This window comes from Streptococcus sp. Marseille-Q5986, from assembly GCF_946902915.1.
GTDB lineage: Bacteria > Bacillota > Bacilli > Lactobacillales > Streptococcaceae > Streptococcus.
In genome coordinates this window covers 237,159-257,154 of record NZ_CAMPPY010000002.1, presented here as the reverse complement: position 1 = coordinate 257,154, position 19,996 = coordinate 237,159, and the positions used below count along the sequence as shown (strand labels likewise).

The window sequence follows — 19,996 nt, the reverse complement described above, 5'->3', positions numbered from 1 at the left end:
TAGGAATAATAAAGGCAATAGTTTTTGTTTTTTCATGTGAAATACCTCACTTTTATTTTCTTCTATTTTATGCTAAAATATTAAAAATCAAAAACTGTTCCCATATATGCTTATTGGAGAGATACTATGAAAAAATTTGGAGAAATTTTTAAAAAGTTTCGAGAATCTAGAGGTTTTCGCTTGAGAGATGTCGAAAAAGCTGGTATATCAACATCACAGCTTTCACGTTTTGAAAAGGGAGAGACTGATTTAACCATTTCAAAATTTATGGCTATTTTGGATGAAATTAACATGCCTATTGATGAATTTATGTATGCTGTTCATGATTTTCATCGTGATGAACTGAACGAACTCTTATCAAAGGTTAGGCATTTTGTATCAAATCATGATGTTGATGGGTTGAAAAAACTACTTTATTCTCAGATGGAGTCAGATTCTAAACAAGAGAAATTTCATAAGCTTAACATTATTTTATTAAAAATTCGTTTACAAGATTTATCTGGAGAAGCTTATTATTCTGGTGATGATTTATCTTATCTAACTGACTATCTCTTTAGTGTTGAATATTGGGGATACTATGAATTATTGGTTTTTTCAAATACGTTAGATGTCCTAAAACACGATGTCTTCATGGTTTTGGCTAGAGAGATGTCTAGACGTTCTGATTTTTATAAAGAAATTCCTAATAATAGACGATTGATTTCATCTATGCTATTAAACGGATATATCACATGTATTGAAAGAGGAAAACTTCTTGATGCTTTATATTTTGAAAAGCAACTGAATCAATGCTTTTTCACCGAGATAGAAATTTATGAACGGTTGGTGTTTCAGTATGCACAACATCTGTATCGCTACAAAAAAGAGATGGATTGTAAAGCAATTATTGAAATGAGGAAGTGTATTGGAGCAATGAAATTAGCGGGAAGTAACCACTTAGCAAAGACTTATGAAGGACATTTAGAAAAAATTTTAGCAAGTAAAAAGTAATACGCAGATATGGGAATGTTTTATTGTAAGTGATGAAAAAGAATATAATTACAGTATCCTATTTGAAAGGAGTTACAATTATGTCTAAAGAACTTGAAAAAGTCCTTGAGTCTAGTTCTATGGCAAAAGGCGACGGTTGGAAGTGATAAAGTAATTTATCTCATAGGATAAGCAGAGGTTACTTTTCCCTCTGCTTTTTTAGAAAGGTATTCAAGATGAGAAGAATTTCAGAAGATATTTTATTTAGACTAGAGAAGTTTGGTGGAATTTTAATAAATAAAACAAATTTTGATCGAGTTGAATTAGATGAGACTGAGGCTTTTTTTCTATATCTAGTTCAAACCCATGGTTTCGAAATTGCTGTTTCTTTTTTTAAGAAAGATATAGAAGCAGGAAAATTAAAGCGAGCATTATCATTAGATATCTATTCTGATAAAAATATTGAGGGATCATTGAAAGATCCTGCCGAAACTTTAAAAAATGCGAGGAAGCATGTAGCAAAATTAGAAAAGCATAATATACTGAGTTTTCCACTCGAATTAGTAATATACCCTAGCATGTACTGTGATTTAAAATGTGGTTTTTGTTTTTTAGCAAATCGAGAAGATAGAAATTCCAAACCTGCTAAAGATTGGGAGCGAATTTTGCGTCAGGCAAAAGATAATGGAGTGCTTAGTATCTCAATTTTAGGTGGAGAGCCGACTAGATATTTTGATATTGATAATTTATTGATAGCTTGTGAAAAACTAAAGTTGAAGACTACTATAACGACCAATGCCCAGTTAATAAAGAAAAGCACAGTAGATATTCTGACTAATTCTAACTATATTACACCAGTCTTATCTTTGCAGACTTTAAATCCTGAATTAAATTTTGAATTGATGGGGGTAAGACCTGATAGACAGATAAAATTAGCAAAATATTTTAAAGCTGTTGGGAAAAAATGTAGAATTAATGCAGTGTATACAAAGCAAAGCTATGAACAAATTATAGAATTAGTTGATTTTTGTATAGAGAATAAAATAGATAGGTTTTCAATAGCTAATTATTCTGAGGTAACAGGATATACTAAAATAAAGAAAAAATACGATTTAGCTGATTTGAGAAGACTGAATAAGTATGTTACAGATTATATAACTCAACGAGAAACTAAGTTAAATTTTGCTACTGAGGGGTGTCATCTTTACACCGCCTATCCAGAATTAATAAATAATTCGATTGAATTTTCAGAGTTTGATGAAATGTATTATGGATGTCGTGCGAAGTATACTAAAATGGAAATAATGTCTAATGGAGATATCATACCTTGTATTGCCTTTTTAGGAATTAATCGGACCAAGCAAAATGCTTTTGAAAAAAATTTGTTAGATATTTGGTATGATGACTTGTTGTATGGAGAAATTCGTTCTTTTAGAACGAAGAATTCTAAATGTTTATCTTGTGGCTTAGTAAAAATTTGCGAAGGCGGCTGTTATGTTAACTTGATTAAGGAGAAGAGTCTAGAATATTTTAGAGACTCAGTTTGCAAATTATGAGTAAACGGATTTTTAATTTATATGTGATGAATATATTTCTGTCTGGATTACCGTATTACTTTGTAACAATGTTACTTTTAAAGTATCTAGGTTTCTCTTTCACAGAAATAGCTAGTTTATCAGTTATTACCGAGTTATGTGGCGCAGTTTTTGATATTCCATTAAGCGTTATTTCAAGTAAGTTTGGTTACAAGAAAATTTTGGTTATATCAAATTTCCTATTAATTTTAGCGCTATCTTGTTTACTGTTTGGAAAATCAAATATAATATATATTTCAACAATATCTTTTGGATTGTCGGAATCATTATCTTCAGGCGTTCTTAATGCTTATAATTTTGAAATAATTGATGACGAGGTAGTATATAAATCATTTTTGAAATATCTCAATACAGTAAAATATGTTTTTATTGCTATTATTACAATTATATCTCCATATTTATTGAATAGGAATTATAGTTATCCGATTATTATTTCCATTGTATTTGTGGTTTTAAGTCAATTAAATTTAATAGGATTACCTGAAATCAGAAATACACTGAATAATAATCAAAAAATATTCAGCATCGATAATGTTAAAGATATTCCGTGGAACTTAATATTGTTAGGAGTAGCATTCTCAACTCTAATTATGATTAGCAACTCTTATGCAGGTATATTTTTAGATGAACAGGGACTCTCATTAGATATGTTGGGTATCGTACTATTTATGTTTAATATATCTATGGCTTTGGGGAGTTATCTAAAAATTAAGTTTGAAATAAGTTTAATGATACCAATACTAGCTATTTTTATGTTTTTTCAAACCAATTTATTCATCCAAATTATAACTTTTCTATTAATGCGTATTCTCAATTCCAGTTATAATAACCATTTTTATTCTAAATTTAATATGTCGATAGAGAAAAATAGAGCAGTATCGTGGTCGGTATATAATTTATTTATTTCAATAAGTTTTATGGTAGCAGATTTTCTAGCCGGTGTTTTTGCAGATAACTTTAGTATAAAAAGTAATTATTTAATATTTGGAATTCAGACTCTTCTTTGCTTAGGATTTTATTTATTTTCAAACAGAGGGGAAAGATTTTAAAAAGTACATGTCTAATTCATTTATCAAGTTGTTAGTCTCTCAATTGTTTGCAAATTTAGCAGATATTTTCTTTAGAGTAACCATCATTGCGAACATATACATTGTTTCAAAATCAGTAATTGCCACATCACTAGTTCCTATTTTAATAGGGATATCCTCTTTTGTTGCGAGTCTTTTAGTTCCTTTAGTTACTAAAAGGTTAGCGCTAAATAGGGTTTTATCTTTATCCCAATTTGGAAAGACCATATTATTGGCGATATTGGTAGGAATGTTTACCGTAATGCAATCCGTAGCGCCTTTGGTAACCTATCTATTTGTTGTGGCAATTTCCATATTAGATGGTTTTGCAGCACCTGTTTCCTATGCTATTGTGCCACGCTATGCGACCGATTTGGGTAAGGCTAATTCAGCCTTGTCAATGAGTGGTGAAGCCGTTCAATTGGTGGGGTGGGGGTTAGGGGGACTCTTATTTGCAACAATTGGTCTGTTACCTACCACGTTTATCATTTTAATGTTGTATATCATTTCTAGCTTTCTGATGTTATTTCTTCCTGACGCTGAAGAGGAGGTGTTAGAGTCAGAAACTAATCTTGAAATTTTATTCAAAGGTTGGAAGTTAGTTGCTAGAGATCCTAGATTAAGACTTTTTGTATCAGCAAATTTATTGGAAATTTTTTCAAATACGATTTGGGTTTCTTCCATTATACTTGTTTTTGTAACGGAGTTATTAAATAAAACGGAAAGTTACTGGGGATATTCTAATACAGCGTACTCTATTGGGATTATAATTAGTGGCTTAATTGCTTTTAGACTATCTAAAAAGTTTCTCGCTGCTAAATGGGAAAGTATTCTTTTTTCTCTTGTAGCCATGGCAATAGTGACGCTGACTATTCTATATTTTCCAAACGCACAGATGTTTTTAGTATTTTCAGCTTTAGTTGGTATGTTATCGCAACTAAAAGAAGTTCCTGAAAGTGTATTTCTTCAGGAAACAGTAGAGGAAAATCATTTGGTTAATGTCTATTCCGTTCTTGAAGTGATTTCGACACTATCATTTTCAGTATTTATTTTGCTAATGAGCTATATTACTGAGAGTTTTGGTATTAGCATCAGTTTTTGGCTATCAGCCATTTGTCTGATGATAGAAGCTATTTTAATCTATATCAGACGAGATTATTTTAAATGAGAGACGGGTTAAAAAGTCTTTAAAATCAGAAAAGCGCATAGTATCAGGTGTTGAAAAAACTTGATATTGTGCGTTTTATTATGGAAAGATTTACCTCATTTTCTACTAAAATTGAGTTTTGCCCAGGATCACTCTATTTGAAATATACATAGAAAAACCGCATAATCCTTAAAATAAGCTGAAATCTAGTGAAAACATACGGTAAACAATTGAAAAAATACTATATGAAGTGGTACAATGGTAGAAGAATAAGCTAGTAAGGATCACTCTTATTTTAGCGAAAAATTACAGAAATGAATGGTTTTTCTTGATGAAACAGAGAAAAGAATTGTACCTCTTTCTTGGTCGGACAGCCTTGTATTTTCTTATCTTTCTAGGGCTGCTTTACTTCTTTAGCTATCTTGGTCAGGGTCAAGGAAGCTTTATCTATAATGAATTTTAACTTGAAGGAGAATTCCTATTGTGTCAAATAAACCAATAGTAGATATGATTGAAACCATTGAGCATTTTGCTCAGACACAGCCTAGCTATCCTGTCTATAATGTTTTGGGGCAGGAACATACTTATGGCGATTTAAAGGCTGATTCGGATAGTTTGGCTGCAGCCATTGACCAACTAGATTTGCCAGAGAAATCTCCTGTGGTTGTTTTTGGTGGTCAGGAATATGAGATGTTGGCAACCTTTGTAGCGCTGACTAAGTCAGGTCATGCCTACATTCCAATTGATAGCCATTCGGCCTTGGAGCGAGTTTCGGCTATTTTAGAAGTAGCAGAGCCAAGCTTGATTATTGCCATTTCAGCCTTTCCCTTGGAGCAGGTTTCTACACCAATGATAAATCTAGCTCAGGTTCAAGAAGCCTTTGCCCAAGGGAACAACTATGAAATCACGCATCCAGTCAAGGGAGATGATAATTACTACATTATCTTTACTTCTGGTACGACTGGTAAGCCTAAGGGAGTGCAGATTTCACATGACAACCTCCTCAGCTTTACCAATTGGATGATTACGGACAAGGAATTTGCGACGCCAAGTCGTCCGCAAATGCTGGCTCAACCACCTTATTCTTTTGACCTGTCTGTCATGTACTGGGCACCGACCTTGGCACTTGGTGGTACGCTTTTCGCTCTTCCTTCAGCTATTACCCAGGACTTTAAGCAACTCTTTGCGACTATCTTTTCATTGCCAATCGCTATCTGGACATCAACACCTTCCTTTGCAGATATGGCCATGTTGTCTGAATACTTCAACAGTGAGAAAATGCCTGGAATTACGCATTTCTACTTTGATGGGGAAGAATTGACGGTCAAAACGGCTCAAAAATTGCGCAAACGTTTCCCGCATGCTCGTATTATCAATGCCTACGGTCCAACAGAAGCGACAGTAGCCCTATCAGCTGTTGCCGTGACAGACGAGATGTTGGCGACTCTCAAACGCCTACCAATCGGCTATACCAAGGCTGATTCTTCAACCTTTATCATTGACGAGGAAGGCAATAAACTGCCAAATGGTGAACAGGGAGAAATCATTGTTTCTGGGCCAGCTGTTTCAAAAGGTTATATGAACAATCCTGAAAAAACGGCGGAAGCCTTCTTTGAGTTTGAAGGCCTTCTGACCTACCATACAGGGGATGTAGGAACTATGACAGATGAGGGCTTGCTTCTCTACGGCGGACGCATGGACTTCCAGATTAAGTTCAACGGTTACCGCATTGAGTTAGAAGATGTCTCTCAAAACCTCAACAAGTCTCGCTTTATTGAGTCGGCTGTTGCTGTTCCACGTTATAACAAGGACCACAAGGTACAAAATCTACTGGCATATGTCATCTTAAAAGATGGTGTTCGTGAACAGTTTGAACGCGATATCGATATTACCAAGGCTATTAAGGAAGATTTAGCAGATATCATGATGTCTTATATGATGCCATCAAAATTCCTTTATCGGGACAGCTTACCGCTGACTCCAAATGGAAAAATTGACATCAAAGGATTGATTAACGAGGTGAATAAGAGATGATGGAGTTCTTTCAACAGCTTCCTCATTTAGAGCCATACAGTAATCCTCAGTATTTTGTCTATGTGATTGTTGCGACCTTGCCCATTTTTATCGGTCTCTTTTTCAAGAAACGCTTTGCCTGGTATGAAGTGCTGGTTAGCCTCTTCTTTATCGTCACCATGTTGGTGGGTGGGAAGACTAATCAATTAGCTGCCTTGGGTATTTACCTTTGCTGGGAAATATTGCTCGTACTCTCCTACAAGCATTATCGAAAAAGTAAGGATGGCAAGTGGGTCTTCTACCTAGTTAGCTTTCTGTCCCTCCTTCCGATTATCTTTGTCAAGGTGCAACCAGCTATCAATGGAACGCAGTCTTTGCTTGGATTTTTGGGAATTTCTTACCTGACCTTTCGTTCGGTTGGGATTATCATCGAGCTGAGAGATGGAGTGATTAAGGATTTTACCCTCTGGGAATTCCTACGTTTCCTTCTCTTCATGCCGACTTTTTCAAGTGGTCCAATTGATCGCTTTAAACGTTTCAATGAAAATTATCAGACCATTCCTGAGCGGGATGAGTTGATGGATATGCTGGAAGAGGCTGTCAAGTATATCATGCTTGGCTTTCTATATAAGTTTATCCTGGCTCATGTTTTAGGAGAGACCTTACTCCCTCCTCTGAAGAATCTAGCCCTGCAGTCAGGTGGTTTCTTTAACCTCTATGCCTTGGCAGTTATGTATACCTTTGGTCTGGAGCTCTTCTTTGACTTTGCAGGTTACTCTATGTTTGCCTTAGCCATTTCAAATTTGATGGGAATTCGTAGCCCTATCAACTTTAACAAACCTTTTTTATCGAGGGATTTAAAGGAATTTTGGAATCGCTGGCATATGAGTCTCTCTTTCTGGTTCCGTGACTTTGTCTTTATGCGAATGGTCATGGTATTGACCAGAAAGAAAGTCTTTAAAAATCGAAATGTAACCTCAAGCATGGCCTACATTGTAAATATGCTGATTATGGGATTTTGGCATGGAGTGACTTGGTACTATATCGCCTATGGACTCTTTCATGGACTGGGCTTGGTGATCAATGATGCCTGGGTTCGCAAGAAAAAAACGCTTAATAAGGAACGGAAAAAAGCAGGGAAGCCTGCTCTACCTGAGAATCGCTGGATTCAGTTGCTTGGCATGGTTGTCACCTTCCATGTCGTCATGCTGTCATTCTTAATCTTTTCTGGATTCTTGAATGATTTATAGTTTAAAAAATAAAGGATATAAAAAATGGATATCAAATCAGAAGTTATTGAAATTATTGATGAGTTGTTTATGGAAGATGTTTCTGACATGATGGATGAAGATCTTTTTGATGCTGGTGTCTTGGATAGCATGGGAACGGTTGAATTGATCGTTGAGATTGAAAACCGTTTTGACATTCGTGTTCCAGTGACGGAGTTCGGTCGTGATGACTGGAATACGGCCAATAAAATCATCGCTGGTATTGTGGAGCTACAAAATGCTTAAACGCTTATGGTTAATCTTTGGGCCTCTGTTTCTTGCTAGTTTTTTTGTCTTATTATTGATTTATTTCTATCCTAGTAAACAAAGCCACAATCTGATGGAGGAGAAATACTCTGCTGCTTCCATCAGTAGAGAAAGTTTTAAAGAGAGAAGTCAAAAAGTGAGGGCGCTAACGGATCCAAATATGCATTTTGTCCCTTTTTTAGGGTCAAGTGAATGGATCCGATTTGATAGTGTCCATCCAGCTGTTTTAGCAGAAAAATACAATCGTCCCTATCGCCCGTACTTTCTGGGTCAGGCAGGAGCGGCCTCGCTTAACCAATATTTCGGTTTGCAGCAGATTCTGCCAGAAATTGAGGAAAAGCAGGCGGTGTTTGTCATATCTCCTCAGTGGTTTACAGAGACAGATTATGAGCCAGCAGCGTTTCAGAGATTCTTTAATAGCGACCAGTTGACAGCTTTTTTGGAAAATCAATCTGGGGACATTTCGGCTAAGCATGCCGCGACGCGTTTGTTGAAGCAGAATCCGAGTGTGGCATTGAAAGGCATCCTTCAAAAGCTTTCAAAAGGAGAGGACTTGTCAGATGCCGATCGACTTATCATCAACCTCTTTGCACGATTCAATGAAAAGCAGTCCTCTCTTTTTGGTCAATTTTCCATTCGGGGGAAACTCAAGTACAAAGAACATGTGGAAAATTATTTAAAAGATCTTCCGGATCAGTTTTCGTATGATGAGTTGGAGAAAATCGCTCGTAAGGATGCAGAAGCAAATACGACCAATAACGATATGGGGATGGAGAATCATTTCTACACGCATGAGGTCAAAAAAGACTTAAAAAAATGGGAAGGGTATCAAAAAAATTATAACTTCCTAAAGTCGTCTGAATACAATGATTTGCAGCTGGTTCTCAATCAATTTGCCAAATCAAAAGTCAATGTGCTCTTTGTTATCCAGCCCGTCAACAAAAAATGGATGGAATATACAGAACTCAGTGAAAAAATGTACCAACACGCAGTGGAGAAAATTCGTTACCAACTAGAAAGTCAAGGCTTTGCCAACATTGCTGACTTTTCAAAAAATGGAGGGGTTCCTTACTTTATCAAGGATACTATCCACTTAGGTTGGTTGGGTTGGTTGGCTTTTGACAAGGCAGTTGATCCTTTCCTATCAAATCCCACACCAGCTCCGACTTACCATCTGAATGAGCGCTTTTTCAGCAAAGATTGGGCGACTTATGATGGAGATGTCAAAGAATTTCAATAAAATGAGTTAAAAGTTTGGGATTTGAACCCAAGCTTTTTTGTTTAAATAGCGAATGTTTTAGATGCAAATTAGTCAAAGGTTTCAAATTTTCTAGAAATATTGTATAATATAAAGGAAAAAAGAAAGAGGTTTCAAAATGAATAAACGTTCTTTGTTACCTGTCTTGTCGACAGCCCTGTTAGCTCCAGCCTTCTTAGCTGGACAAGTCTACGCTGAAGAAGCAACAACTCCTGCAGAAAGTTCAGCTGTTGTAGTAACTCCCGCCATGTCGAAGACTCCTGCTCCTGTGTCGAATCCTGCAGCGCCAGCAACTCCAACAAATGAGGTAGAGACTCCAGCAACCGTTGTTGCACCTATAGAAGCTCCGACAGCTCCTGCTGAATCTACTAAAAGCGAAGAAAAGGACACCGTTATCTTACACACCAATGATGTCCATGGTCGTATTGTAGAGGAAAAGGGAGTAATTGGAGATGCCAAGTTAGCGACTGTCATTGAGCAGGAACGTGCGAAATCAAATCAAAATACTCTAGTTGTTGATGCGGGAGATGCTTTTCAAGGTTTGCCGATTTCCAACTCTACTAAGGGTGAAGCGCGTGCTGAAATTCTCAATCAGATGCAGTATGATGCCATGGTAGTAGGAAACCATGAGTTTGACTTTGGTTTGGACGAAGCTAAGAAATACAAGGAAATCTTGAAATTCCCATTACTTAGCTCAAATACTTATATCAATGGAGCTCGTCTTTTTGAAGCTTCTACAATCGTTGATAAAGATAAGACTATGGAAGGTGATGAATTTGTTGTAATCGGTGTAACAACACCTGAAACTGCTACAAAAACCCACCCTAAAAACATTAAAGGGGTAACTTTTACAGATCCAATCTCTGAAGTCAATAAGGTCATCGAAGAAGTTCAAGCCAAGGCTCGTGCAGAAGGTAAAGACTACAAACACTATGTTGTGCTCGCTCACTTGGGTGTAGATACCACAACTCCAGTCGAGTGGCGTGGTTCAACCTTGGCAGAAGCTCTCTCTAAAAATCCTCGTCTCAAAGGCAAACGTGTGACAGTTATTGATGGGCATTCTCATACAGTAGCTTCCACAACTTATGGCGACAATGTTACCTATAACCAAACAGGAAGTTACCTTCATAATGTTGGGAAGATTATCTACAAATCACATCAGCTTTTGGGCAATCCTACGTTGATTGCAGCTGCTGACGCCAAGAAACTAACTGCCAATCCAAAAGTTGAAAAATTAGTCAAAGACATTAAACAAAAATACGATGCTGAAAATGCTGTTGAAGTCGTTTCAAACAGCCCTGTAGAATTCAACGGTGCTCGTGAAAATGTTCGGGTCCGTGAAACTAACCTCGGAAACGTCGTGGCAGACTCTCTCTATCAGTATGGTCAAACAGGATTTAGCCATCCGACAGACATCGCTGTGACAAATGGTGGTGGTTTGCGTGAAACCATTGCAAAAGGCAAACCAATCACTAAAGGAAATGTCATTGCCGTTCTTCCGTTTGGAAATACCATTTCACAAATCCAAGTGACGGGGCAACAAGTCTTGGATATGTTTGAAAAATCACTCGGATCTATCTTGCAGGTCGATAAGGATGGCAAGAAGGTCTTGGATGAGAACGGGCAACCACTGTTAGAGCCAAGTGGTGGTTTCTTGCAAGTTTCAGGTGTGAAGGTCTACTATGATACCAACCTACCATCAGGTAAACGTGTCTTGGCCATCCAGGTAAAAAACCGCATGACTGGTCGTTATGATCTCCTAGATCTCGTAAAAACCTACTATCTTGCAACCAATGATTTCTTAGCTGCGGGTGGTGATGGCTACACTATGTTGGGTGGTGCGCGTGAAGAAGGCCCATCTATGGATGCAGCCTTTGAAGAGTATATTAAAACCGCTGATTTGACCCAGTATGAAAAGATCAATCCGAACTCACGGACGATTTCTGTGGATTCTAAAACCTTTAGTCTGCCAGTAGAAACGCCTCAAACGAATGCGGCTGCTAACGATGCGACTACAAATGTTCCACTGACTTATGAGGTGGCAGGTCAATTTAGCAAGAAGGCAGTTGTCTCAGAAAAGGCTCTCCCAAATACAGGAAGTGAACAGTCCATCTTCTTGCTCTTGATGGGAATGGTAGCTGGTTTAGCAGGTATCTTATCGAATCGAAAACCAAAGCAAAAATAGGTTAAATTTTACATCTAGAAGAGTCAAGGGAAACGTTTTTACGCCTTTTTCCCTTGACTCTTTTTTGGTTTATGATATAATTAACCAGTAAAGAATCGGTGGCTATCTATGTTTTTACGAAAAAGATAGCTAGGGAAGGAGTAACACATGAGACAGCTTGCACAGGAAATCGATAACTTTTTAAACGAGGTGATCTTGAAATCTGAGAACCAGCATGAAATTCTAATCGGGCATTGCACGAGTGAGGTGGCTTTGACCAACACTCAGGAACACATCCTCATGCTCTTGTCAGAAGAATCCCTAACCAACTCGGAGTTGGCCCATCGTCTCAATGTCAGTCAGGCAGCAGTTACCAAGGCCATTAAGTCTTTGGTCAAGGAAGGAATGTTGGAAACATCTAAAGATCCTAAAGATGCGCGTGTGATTTTTTATCAATTGACTGACTTGGCTCGTCCAATCGCTGAGGAGCATCATCATCACCATGAGCATACACTTTTAACCTATGAACAAGTGGCGACTCAGTTTACTCCAAATGAACAAAAAGTAATCCAGCGGTTTTTGACTGCTTTAGTAGGAGAAATCAAATAATGAGATATATTACGGTAGAGGATTTATCCTTCTATTATGATAAGGAGCCTGTTCTCGAGCATATCAACTATAGTGTTGATAGTGGGGAGTTTGTCACCCTGACTGGTGAAAATGGGGCTGCCAAGACAACGCTTATCAAGGCGAGTCTAGGCATCTTGCAACCAAGATTTGGCAAAGTAACTATCTCAAAGACAAATACTCATGGGAAAAAGCTTAGGATAGCCTATCTTCCCCAGCAGATTGCCAGTTTCAATGCGGGTTTTCCAAGTACGGTTTATGAATTTGTCAAATCGGGTCGCTATCCGCGAAAGGGTTGGTTCCGTCGCTTGAATGCTCATGATGAGGAACATATCAAGGTCAGTCTGGACTCAGTTGGCATGTGGGAACACCGTGATAAACGCTTGGGCTCTCTCTCTGGGGGACAAAAGCAGCGATCGGTGATTGCGCGTATGTTTGCTTCTGACCCAGATATCTTTGTCCTAGATGAGCCAACAACGGGGATGGATGCAGGAAGTAAAAATGAATTTTACGAACTCATGCACCACAGCGCCCATCATCATGGCAAGGCTGTTTTGATGATTACCCATGACCCTGAAGAAGTTAAGGACTATGCAGACCGCAATATTCATCTAGTTCGTAACCAAGACTCGCCATGGCGTTGTTTCAACGTTCATGAGAATGATCAGGAGGTGGGCCATGCTTAGTTTATTATCTTATGACTTTATGCAACGCGCCTTTCTGGCGGTTATTGCTATGAGTCTTTTCTCGCCAGTATTGGGAACCTTCCTCATCTTGCGCCGTCAGAGTTTGATGAGTGATACCCTCAGCCACGTCTCACTTTCAGGGGTAGCCTTTGGTTTGGTTCTGGGGATTTCTCCGACTATTTCCACTATTGCCATTGTCTTGATTGCGGCAGTCTTCCTGGAGTATCTCCGTACGGTTTACAAGAGTTTTATGGAAATCGGAACTGCCATCCTCATGTCAACAGGACTTGCAGTGTCTCTTATCGTGATGAGTAAGGGGAAAAGTTTGAGCTCCATGAGTTTGGACCAATATCTTTTTGGTTCGATTGTGACTATCAGCGAAGAGCAGGTCATTTCCCTCTTTGTCATTGCGGCGGTTGTTTTGATTTTGACCTTCCTCTTCCTTCGTCCAATGTATATCTTGACCTTTGATGAGGATACGGCCTTTGTGGATGGCTTGCCCGTTCGTACCATGTCCATTCTTTTTAACATGGTGACAGGGGTGGCTATTGCCCTTATGATTCCAGCTGCAGGAGCTCTTCTGGTGTCGACCATTATGGTCTTGCCAGCTAGTATTGCCCTGCGTCTGGGGAAAAACTTTAAATCGGTCATGCTGCTTGCTAGTGCTATTGGATTTTTGGGAATGGTAGCAGGGCTTTACATTTCCTACTATGCAGAAACACCTGCAAGTGCAAGTATTACCATTATTTTTGTAACTGTCTTTATACTCATCAGTTTAGTAAGACGTTTTATCAAATAGGAGACGAACGTGAAAAAAATTAGCTTATTACTAGCCAGTCTATGTGCCTTGTTTTTAGTGGCTTGTTCCAGTCAAAAGCAGGCAGATGGCAAACTAAATATTGTGACAACCTTTTACCCTGTCTACGAATTTACCAAGCAAGTCGCAGGAGATACGGCTAATGTAGAACTCCTAATCGGTGCTGGGACAGAACCTCATGAATACGAACCATCTGCCAAGGCAGTTGCCAAAATCCAAGATGCAGATACCTTCGTTTATGAAAATGAAAACATGGAAACATGGGTACCTAAATTGCTAGATACCTTGGATAAGAAAAAAGTGAAAACTATCAAGGCGACAGGTGATATGCTCCTATTGCCAGGTGGTAAGGAAGAAGAGGGAGACCATGACCATGGCGAAGGAGGCCATCACCATGAGTATGATCCCCATGTTTGGTTATCACCAGTTCGTGCCATTAAACTAGTAGAGCACATCCGTGATAGCTTGTCAGCAGATTATCCTGATAAAAAAGAGACCTTTGAAAAGAACGCATCTGCCTATATCGAAAAATTGCAAGCCTTGGATAAGGCTTATGCAGAAGGCTTGTCTCAAGCCAAACAAAAGAGCTTTGTGACGCAGCACGCTGCCTTTAACTACCTTGCCTTGGACTACGGTCTCAAGCAAGTATCTATCTCAGGTCTCTCACCAGATGCAGAGCCATCAGCAGCACGTTTGGCAGAATTGACCGAGTATATCAAGAAAAATAAGATTTCTTATATCTACTTTGAAGAAAATGCCTCACAAGCCCTCGCCAATACACTCTCAAAAGAAACGGGCGTCAAACTAGATGTGCTCAATCCGCTAGAAAGTCTGACAGAAGAAGCAACCAAGGCTGGTGAGGACTATATCTCCGTGATGGAGAAAAACCTCAAGGCTTTGAAACAAACAACAGACCAAGAAGGACCAGAAATTGAGCCAGAAAAGGAAGAAAATACCAAGACAGTTTACAATGGTTACTTTGAGGATGCAGATGTCAAAGATCGTATCTTGAGTGACTATGTTGGCAACTGGCAGTCGGTCTATCCTTTCCTTGAGGATGGAACTTTTGATCAAGTCTTTGACTACAAGGCTAAGTTGACTGGCAAGATGACCAAGGAAGAGTACAATGCCTACTATAGAAAAGGCTACCAGACAGATGTCACTAAGATCAATATTACTGATAATACTATAGAATTTGTTCAAGGTGGACAAAGTAAGAAATTCACCTACAAGTATGTTGGCAAGAAAATCTTGACTTATAAGAAAGGCAATCGTGGCGTGCGCTTTCTCTTTGAAGCAACAGATGCGGATGCTGGACAATTCAAGTATGTTCAGTTTAGTGACCACAATATCGCCCCAGTCAAGGCAGAACATTTTCATATCTTCTTTGGAGGCACAAGTCAAGAAGCTCTATTTGAAGAAATGGATAATTGGCCAACCTACTACCCAGATAACCTATCTGGCCAAGAAATCGCCCAAGAAATGTTGGCGCATTGATGAGAAACCGACTAGTTCATAAGAGCTAGTCGGTTTTTAGATACTAGATGGTAATACTCTTCGAAAATCTCTTCAAACTACGTCAGCGTCGCCTTGCCGTATATATGTGACTGACTTCGTCAGTCTTATCTACAACCTCAAACCAGTGTTTTGAGCAGCCTGCGGCTAGATTCCTAGTTTGCTCTTTGATTTTCATTGAGTATAACGTCATTATAGACCTTTCAGACACCTAAGGAATTTTAAACAATGAATAAAATTCTTGAAATCTTAGCGCTTGTGTGTTAGAATAGGTTTAATGGGTAAGGTTCATTAGAACACCAAAGCCCCTAACTACTGGCATAGTTAAGGGCTTTTTTACGTATCTTAGCGATTTAACGGGTGTTGATAGGCTAGTCATTCGGTCTACTTCTTACCATCTAGCCATTTGCAAACGAAATACAAGATGATTCCTGCTATGACGTCCGCTATAATAGTAAGAACGAGCTCTGGGGCAAGATTCATTAGTTTCACCTCCTCTCACGAACCCATAGGAACGTAATCGGTAACCGATGACTAAAATAGTATACCACATCAAATTCATATCATCAACATTGCTTAATTCTTGAAATATAGGAGATAGGCAAAAAGCATTTAAAGTCAGAAAAACGCATAATATCAGGTGTGCAAAAACTTGATACTATGCGTTTTATTGTGGGAAGATTTGCCCCATTTCTCTTGAAATTGAGTCTTTGTCCAGTCTCTGTTTTTAGGGGGTTCTAAGAAAATAATGTCATGTGGCGAGTATTTGTAAATCGTCAGCAGACAGAACGAATACTCTTCGAAAATCTCTTCAAACCATGTCAGCTTCGCCTTGCCGTATCCATGGGGGACTTGACTTGATCAATTTTCAAATCTGTACTTTGAGCAAGCTGAGACTAGCTTCCTGTTTGCTTTTCATTGACTATCAGAAACCCATTCTCCATCAAATAATTCTACTGCGTCTAATAATTTTTGATCTGGCAAGGCGTCAGAAATAAAGGTTGTGTATTTGGAGAGGGGATTAATTTTAAAAAATCCAGTCTTGTAAAATTTAGAACTATCAATCAGTAAGATGGTTTCATGGGCTTTGTCAATAATATTCTTTTTTGAAATAGCTTGGCTGAGAGAAGCTTCATAAACATATTGGTCATCAATACCTCTTGCTGAACAAAATGCTAAATCGATATTAAAATGATCTAATAAAGAATTTTCCTTATCATAGTTAATAACTGAACAGGATTGATGTTTGACCTCGCCAGATGTGATAAAGATTTTGGAGCTATCTCTAACAGTCTCAGATAAGGTTTGTGCTGTATGTAGACCATTTGTAAAAATAATTAGATTATCTAGTTCGGCGAGATGAGGACAGAGTTCGTAGACAGTCGTACTGGAATCAAGATAAATACACATGCCAGACCGAATAAAGTCTTTAGCGAGACTAGCGATTAATCTCTTTTGCCTAGTACTTTCTCCTTCCCGTATTTGATGAGAAAGTTCAATTGTGTTCATAGAGGACAGGGTCACGTATCCGTGCTTTCTTTTGATAAGACCTTGATTTTCTAAGAAAATTAAATCACGACGTAAGGTACTTGTGCTGGAGAAAGTGATTTCTGCCAGCTCTTTTACGGCAATTCTTTTTTTCTTTTTGATAATTTCAATCAATTCAAGTACACGTTCATCTTTTATCATAAGCTCCTCCTAATTTATCATTCAAACTATATTATAGCACAAATTGGAGGAATTTGAATTATTTTTATGTTTATGGAGTAAATATATGCACATTATTCAAGTAAGCGTTCACATATTGAAAAAATAAAATGTGGGGATTATAATAAAGTTAATCAAGGACGAAGAGAGAAGAAAAATGGAAGCGGTTTTAGCAATAGATTTAGGTGCGACTTCTGGAAGAGCAATCGTTGGTTACCTTTCTGAAAATAAACTAGTAATGGAAGAAATAAATCGCTTTTCTAATCTACCTATTAGAGTAAAAGGGCATTTATCTTGGGATGTTGACTTTCTACTAGCTAAAATTCTTGAAAGCATCCGATTGGCTAATACTAGTTACAAGATTTTATCTATCGGTATTGACACATGGGGAGTTGATTTTGGACTGATTGATAATGAAGGTAAGCTGTTATTACAACCTGTTCATTATCGTGATGAAAGAACAAAGGGAGTGTTAAAGGAAATATCTGAAATGACTGAATTAGAAAAACTGTATTCAGAGACAGGAAATCAGATTATGGAGATAAATACCTTGTTTCAACTCTTTAAGGCACGTCAAGAATCTCCTGACTCTTTCTATAAGACCAATAAGATTCTTTTAATGCCAGATTTGTTTAATTATCTCTTGACAGGTAAGTTTGCAACTGAAAAAAGCATTGCTTCAACAACCCAACTCTTTGATCCGAGAAGTCAAAAATGGAATCAGAATATTTTAAAACTATTTGAATTGGATTCATCTTTACTTCCTGAAATTGTTTCAGAGGGAAATGTCCTTGGAAGGATAAAAGAGGAGTATGGTTTAGGAGATATTCCTGTTGTGAATGTTTGTAGCCATGATACAGCCAGTGCGATTGTCTCAGTTCCTAAGACAGAAGATAGTTTATTTATTTCATCAGGTACTTGGTCTTTAGTTGGAGTGGAGCTTACTTCACCGATTCTTACTACCGAATCTTTCAGCTACGGATTTACAAATGAGGTAGGCAAAGATGGAGTGATTACTTTTTTGAAGAATTGTACAGGGTTGCGGATTATAGAGGAACTAAGACGTTCATTTGAACGAAGAGGGAAAGCCTATTCTTTTGATGATATTAGGACAATGGTGGAGAAAGAAAAAGAAGATCTTCCTCTGATTGATACTGAATCACCTGAATTTGCAACCGAATCTGATATGTACAAGACTTTGACAGAATATCTAGCTTATCATCATGAAACTAGAGAGTGGACAGATGGACAACTATTTAAAATCGTTTATGAAAGCCTAGCTGAAACGTATAAGAAAACGATAGAGCTACTAGAGAAACTATCTCATAAGGTTTATAAGAGGATATATGTGATTGGAGGAGGTGCTAGAGCCAGTTACTTTAATCAAATGATTGCTGATAGAACTGGTAAAGAAGTTCTTACAGGTTCAACTGAGGCTACAGCTGTGGGGAATATTGTTGTGCAGCTATTGAGTCAAGGTAAAATAAACGAGGATACAGGGTTAAAGGATATTATGACAAATATTGCTGATACACAATATTATTATCCTCAGCTATCATAAACAAAAATAAAAAAACGGAGGTTTTGTCATGAACAAAAAAAGTCTTTTGAAATGCGCTGTTATCGGGTTGGTAGCTACCCTTGGTTTAGCAGCTTGTGGAACATCTAAGGATGCAAGCGGTGGAATTTCTTCTAGTAAAGAAGTATTAGAATTCTATCATGGGTATCATCATAGTGAAGATGAATGGCCTGTAGCTAAGACTATGCGAGATTTATATGATAAATTTGCAGAAGAACATAAAGATAGTGGTGTAGAATTTAAACCAATTCCTATAAATGGTGATTTGAAGGATGTAATGAATAACAAGGTTGCTAGTGGTGAATTTCCAGATGTGATTGACCTAGCAGGTAATGCAGTATCATTAGCTGCGATTGAACAAAAACTTGTTTTAGATTTGAAACCATATATCGATTCAAATAAGCTTGAAAAAAATGTTGGTTTGAACTATAAGCAAAACCAAAAAGATGGAAAAATTTATACAGTTCACGAACAGTTATTTACAATGGGTTTGTGGTACAACAAGGACATATTTGCAAAAGCGGGTGCTAAGACACCTGATCAGTGGAATACTTGGGAAGATTTTACACAAGCAATGGCTGCTGTGAGAAAGCAAGATGGAGTGTATGCATTTGGTGCTGGAGAACCATCTATTCGCTTGTTTAATACAGTCTTAGGAACCACAGAAAGTGGGCGTAAATTATTAGATAAACCATTAACAAAAGAAGGAATTGAATCTAAAGAATTTGCAGATGCTTTGAAAATGGTTATGAAAGAAATTCAAGCTAATGGTTCTAAGAATGCTGGTGGCGATGCTAATGCTTATTCTAAAGACTTCCAAGAAGGTAAATCTGCAGTCTTCTTTAATGGTGTGTGGGCTTCTGGTGAGATGTCTAAGAACCCAAGTCTTGCACCTGGAATCTATCCAGCAGGTGTTGCAATTAGTTCTTCTGGAGGTGGTATCACTATCTCAAGTAAGATGTCTGAAGTTAAACAAAAACTAGCTCTTGAGTTTTTGAAATATATGACTAGCGATGATGTACAAAAAGTAATTTTTGAAAAAGTAGGAGCAAATCCTTCTAATGAAAATGTAAATGTAAAAGAACTTTCAGAAAAGAGTTCAGAAGCTACTACTAAAATTTTAGGACAAGCAATCACGCAAGTTAAGAATGCAACAGTAGTTGTTCCAACTGTAAGTGATGTTTGGGGAGGCGATGTACAGACAGCTATTATCAATGCATTGACAGAAAGTGCTGCTGAAAATGTAGATGTTGATCAAAAAGTGAAATCTACTCAAGATGTGTTGAAATCATTGATTGGTTAATTGTTTTAGGGAGT

Annotated in this window: 18 protein-coding genes; 17 read left to right on the top strand and 1 reads right to left on the bottom strand. The window is 37.8% G+C overall.

Annotated features, from left to right (window positions below; all coding sequences use genetic code 11):
• Nucleotides 1-126: 126 nt before the first annotated feature.
• From OVN21_RS04725 to adcA, 15 genes are all read left to right on the top strand, one after another.
• Entirely contained in the window at nucleotides 127-990 is an 864-nt protein-coding gene (locus OVN21_RS04725) for a helix-turn-helix domain-containing protein (protein WP_267247494.1), read from the top strand.
• 32 nt (nucleotides 991-1,022) lie between these two features.
• Nucleotides 1,023-1,136: a KxxxW-cyclized peptide pheromone gene (locus OVN21_RS11145; protein WP_194252049.1), complete on the top strand. Its 114-nt coding sequence runs from the start codon at nucleotides 1,023-1,025 to the stop codon at nucleotides 1,134-1,136.
• A gap of 69 nt (nucleotides 1,137-1,205) precedes the next feature.
• Nucleotides 1,206-2,525: a KxxxW cyclic peptide radical SAM maturase gene (gene kwcM / locus OVN21_RS04720; RefSeq protein ID WP_267247493.1), complete on the top strand. Its 1,320-nt coding sequence runs from the start codon at nucleotides 1,206-1,208 to the stop codon at nucleotides 2,523-2,525.
• Complete coding sequence (locus tag OVN21_RS04715) at nucleotides 2,522-3,613, top strand: MFS transporter (protein WP_267247492.1); 1,092 nt, start codon at nucleotides 2,522-2,524, stop codon at nucleotides 3,611-3,613. The genes kwcM and OVN21_RS04715 overlap by 4 nt, the downstream gene beginning before the upstream one ends.
• 7 nt (nucleotides 3,614-3,620) lie before the next feature.
• Nucleotides 3,621-4,799, top strand: a complete 1,179-nt coding sequence (locus tag OVN21_RS04710) for a ryptide export MFS transporter (protein ID WP_267247491.1) — start codon at nucleotides 3,621-3,623, stop codon at nucleotides 4,797-4,799.
• A 310-nt stretch (nucleotides 4,800-5,109) separates the two neighbouring features.
• Nucleotides 5,110-5,241: a teichoic acid D-Ala incorporation-associated protein DltX gene (locus tag OVN21_RS04705; RefSeq protein ID WP_000813667.1), complete on the top strand. Its 132-nt coding sequence runs from the start codon at nucleotides 5,110-5,112 to the stop codon at nucleotides 5,239-5,241.
• 20 nt (nucleotides 5,242-5,261) lie between these two features.
• Entirely contained in the window at nucleotides 5,262-6,812 is a 1,551-nt protein-coding gene (dltA, locus tag OVN21_RS04700) for a D-alanine--poly(phosphoribitol) ligase subunit DltA (RefSeq protein ID WP_267247490.1), read from the top strand.
• Complete coding sequence (gene dltB / locus OVN21_RS04695; RefSeq protein WP_267247489.1) at nucleotides 6,809-8,041, top strand: D-alanyl-lipoteichoic acid biosynthesis protein DltB; 1,233 nt, start codon at nucleotides 6,809-6,811, stop codon at nucleotides 8,039-8,041. The genes dltA and dltB overlap by 4 nt, the downstream gene beginning before the upstream one ends.
• Before the next feature lie 24 nt (nucleotides 8,042-8,065).
• Nucleotides 8,066-8,305: a D-alanine--poly(phosphoribitol) ligase subunit DltC gene (gene dltC, locus OVN21_RS04690; protein ID WP_000351967.1), complete on the top strand. Its 240-nt coding sequence runs from the start codon at nucleotides 8,066-8,068 to the stop codon at nucleotides 8,303-8,305.
• Nucleotides 8,298-9,566, top strand: coding sequence for a D-alanyl-lipoteichoic acid biosynthesis protein DltD (gene dltD / locus OVN21_RS04685; protein ID WP_267247487.1), 1,269 nt, complete (start codon nucleotides 8,298-8,300; stop codon nucleotides 9,564-9,566). The genes dltC and dltD overlap by 8 nt, the downstream gene beginning before the upstream one ends.
• Nucleotides 9,567-9,702: 136 nt before the next feature.
• On the top strand, nucleotides 9,703-11,769 hold the full coding sequence (nt5e, locus tag OVN21_RS04680) for a cell surface ecto-5'-nucleotidase Nt5e (protein ID WP_267247486.1): 2,067 nt from the start codon (nucleotides 9,703-9,705) through the stop codon (nucleotides 11,767-11,769).
• 147 nt (nucleotides 11,770-11,916) lie between these two features.
• Complete coding sequence (gene adcR, locus OVN21_RS04675; protein WP_267247485.1) at nucleotides 11,917-12,357, top strand: zinc-dependent transcriptional regulator AdcR; 441 nt, start codon at nucleotides 11,917-11,919, stop codon at nucleotides 12,355-12,357.
• Nucleotides 12,357-13,061: a metal ABC transporter ATP-binding protein gene (locus tag OVN21_RS04670; RefSeq protein WP_267247484.1), complete on the top strand. Its 705-nt coding sequence runs from the start codon at nucleotides 12,357-12,359 to the stop codon at nucleotides 13,059-13,061. The genes adcR and OVN21_RS04670 overlap by 1 nt, the downstream gene beginning before the upstream one ends.
• The gene (locus tag OVN21_RS04665) at nucleotides 13,054-13,860 is read left to right on the top strand and encodes a metal ABC transporter permease (protein WP_267247483.1); all 807 of its coding nucleotides are present in this window, start codon (nucleotides 13,054-13,056) and stop codon (nucleotides 13,858-13,860) included. The genes OVN21_RS04670 and OVN21_RS04665 overlap by 8 nt, the downstream gene beginning before the upstream one ends.
• 9 nt (nucleotides 13,861-13,869) lie before the next feature.
• A complete protein-coding gene (gene adcA, locus OVN21_RS04660; protein ID WP_267247482.1) occupies nucleotides 13,870-15,375 on the top strand; it encodes a zinc ABC transporter substrate-binding lipoprotein AdcA in 1,506 nt (501 codons plus the stop codon).
• Between the two features lie 933 nt (nucleotides 15,376-16,308).
• Here the strand turns inward: adcA and OVN21_RS04655 are convergent.
• Nucleotides 16,309-17,082 carry a DeoR/GlpR family DNA-binding transcription regulator gene (locus OVN21_RS04655; protein WP_267247481.1) on the bottom strand — a complete coding sequence of 258 codons (774 nt, stop codon included), beginning with the start codon at nucleotides 17,080-17,082 and terminating at the stop codon, nucleotides 16,309-16,311.
• Between the two features lie 175 nt (nucleotides 17,083-17,257).
• Here OVN21_RS04655 and OVN21_RS04650 point away from each other — a divergent pair, with 175 nt between their 5' ends.
• Both OVN21_RS04650 and OVN21_RS04645 read left to right on the top strand, forming a co-directional pair.
• The gene (locus OVN21_RS04650; protein WP_267247480.1) at nucleotides 17,258-18,661 is read left to right on the top strand and encodes a rhamnulokinase; all 1,404 of its coding nucleotides are present in this window, start codon (nucleotides 17,258-17,260) and stop codon (nucleotides 18,659-18,661) included.
• Between the two features lie 28 nt (nucleotides 18,662-18,689).
• Nucleotides 18,690-19,982 carry an ABC transporter substrate-binding protein gene (locus OVN21_RS04645; protein ID WP_267247479.1) on the top strand — a complete coding sequence of 431 codons (1,293 nt, stop codon included), beginning with the start codon at nucleotides 18,690-18,692 and terminating at the stop codon, nucleotides 19,980-19,982.
• Nucleotides 19,983-19,996: the final 14 nt, after the last annotated feature.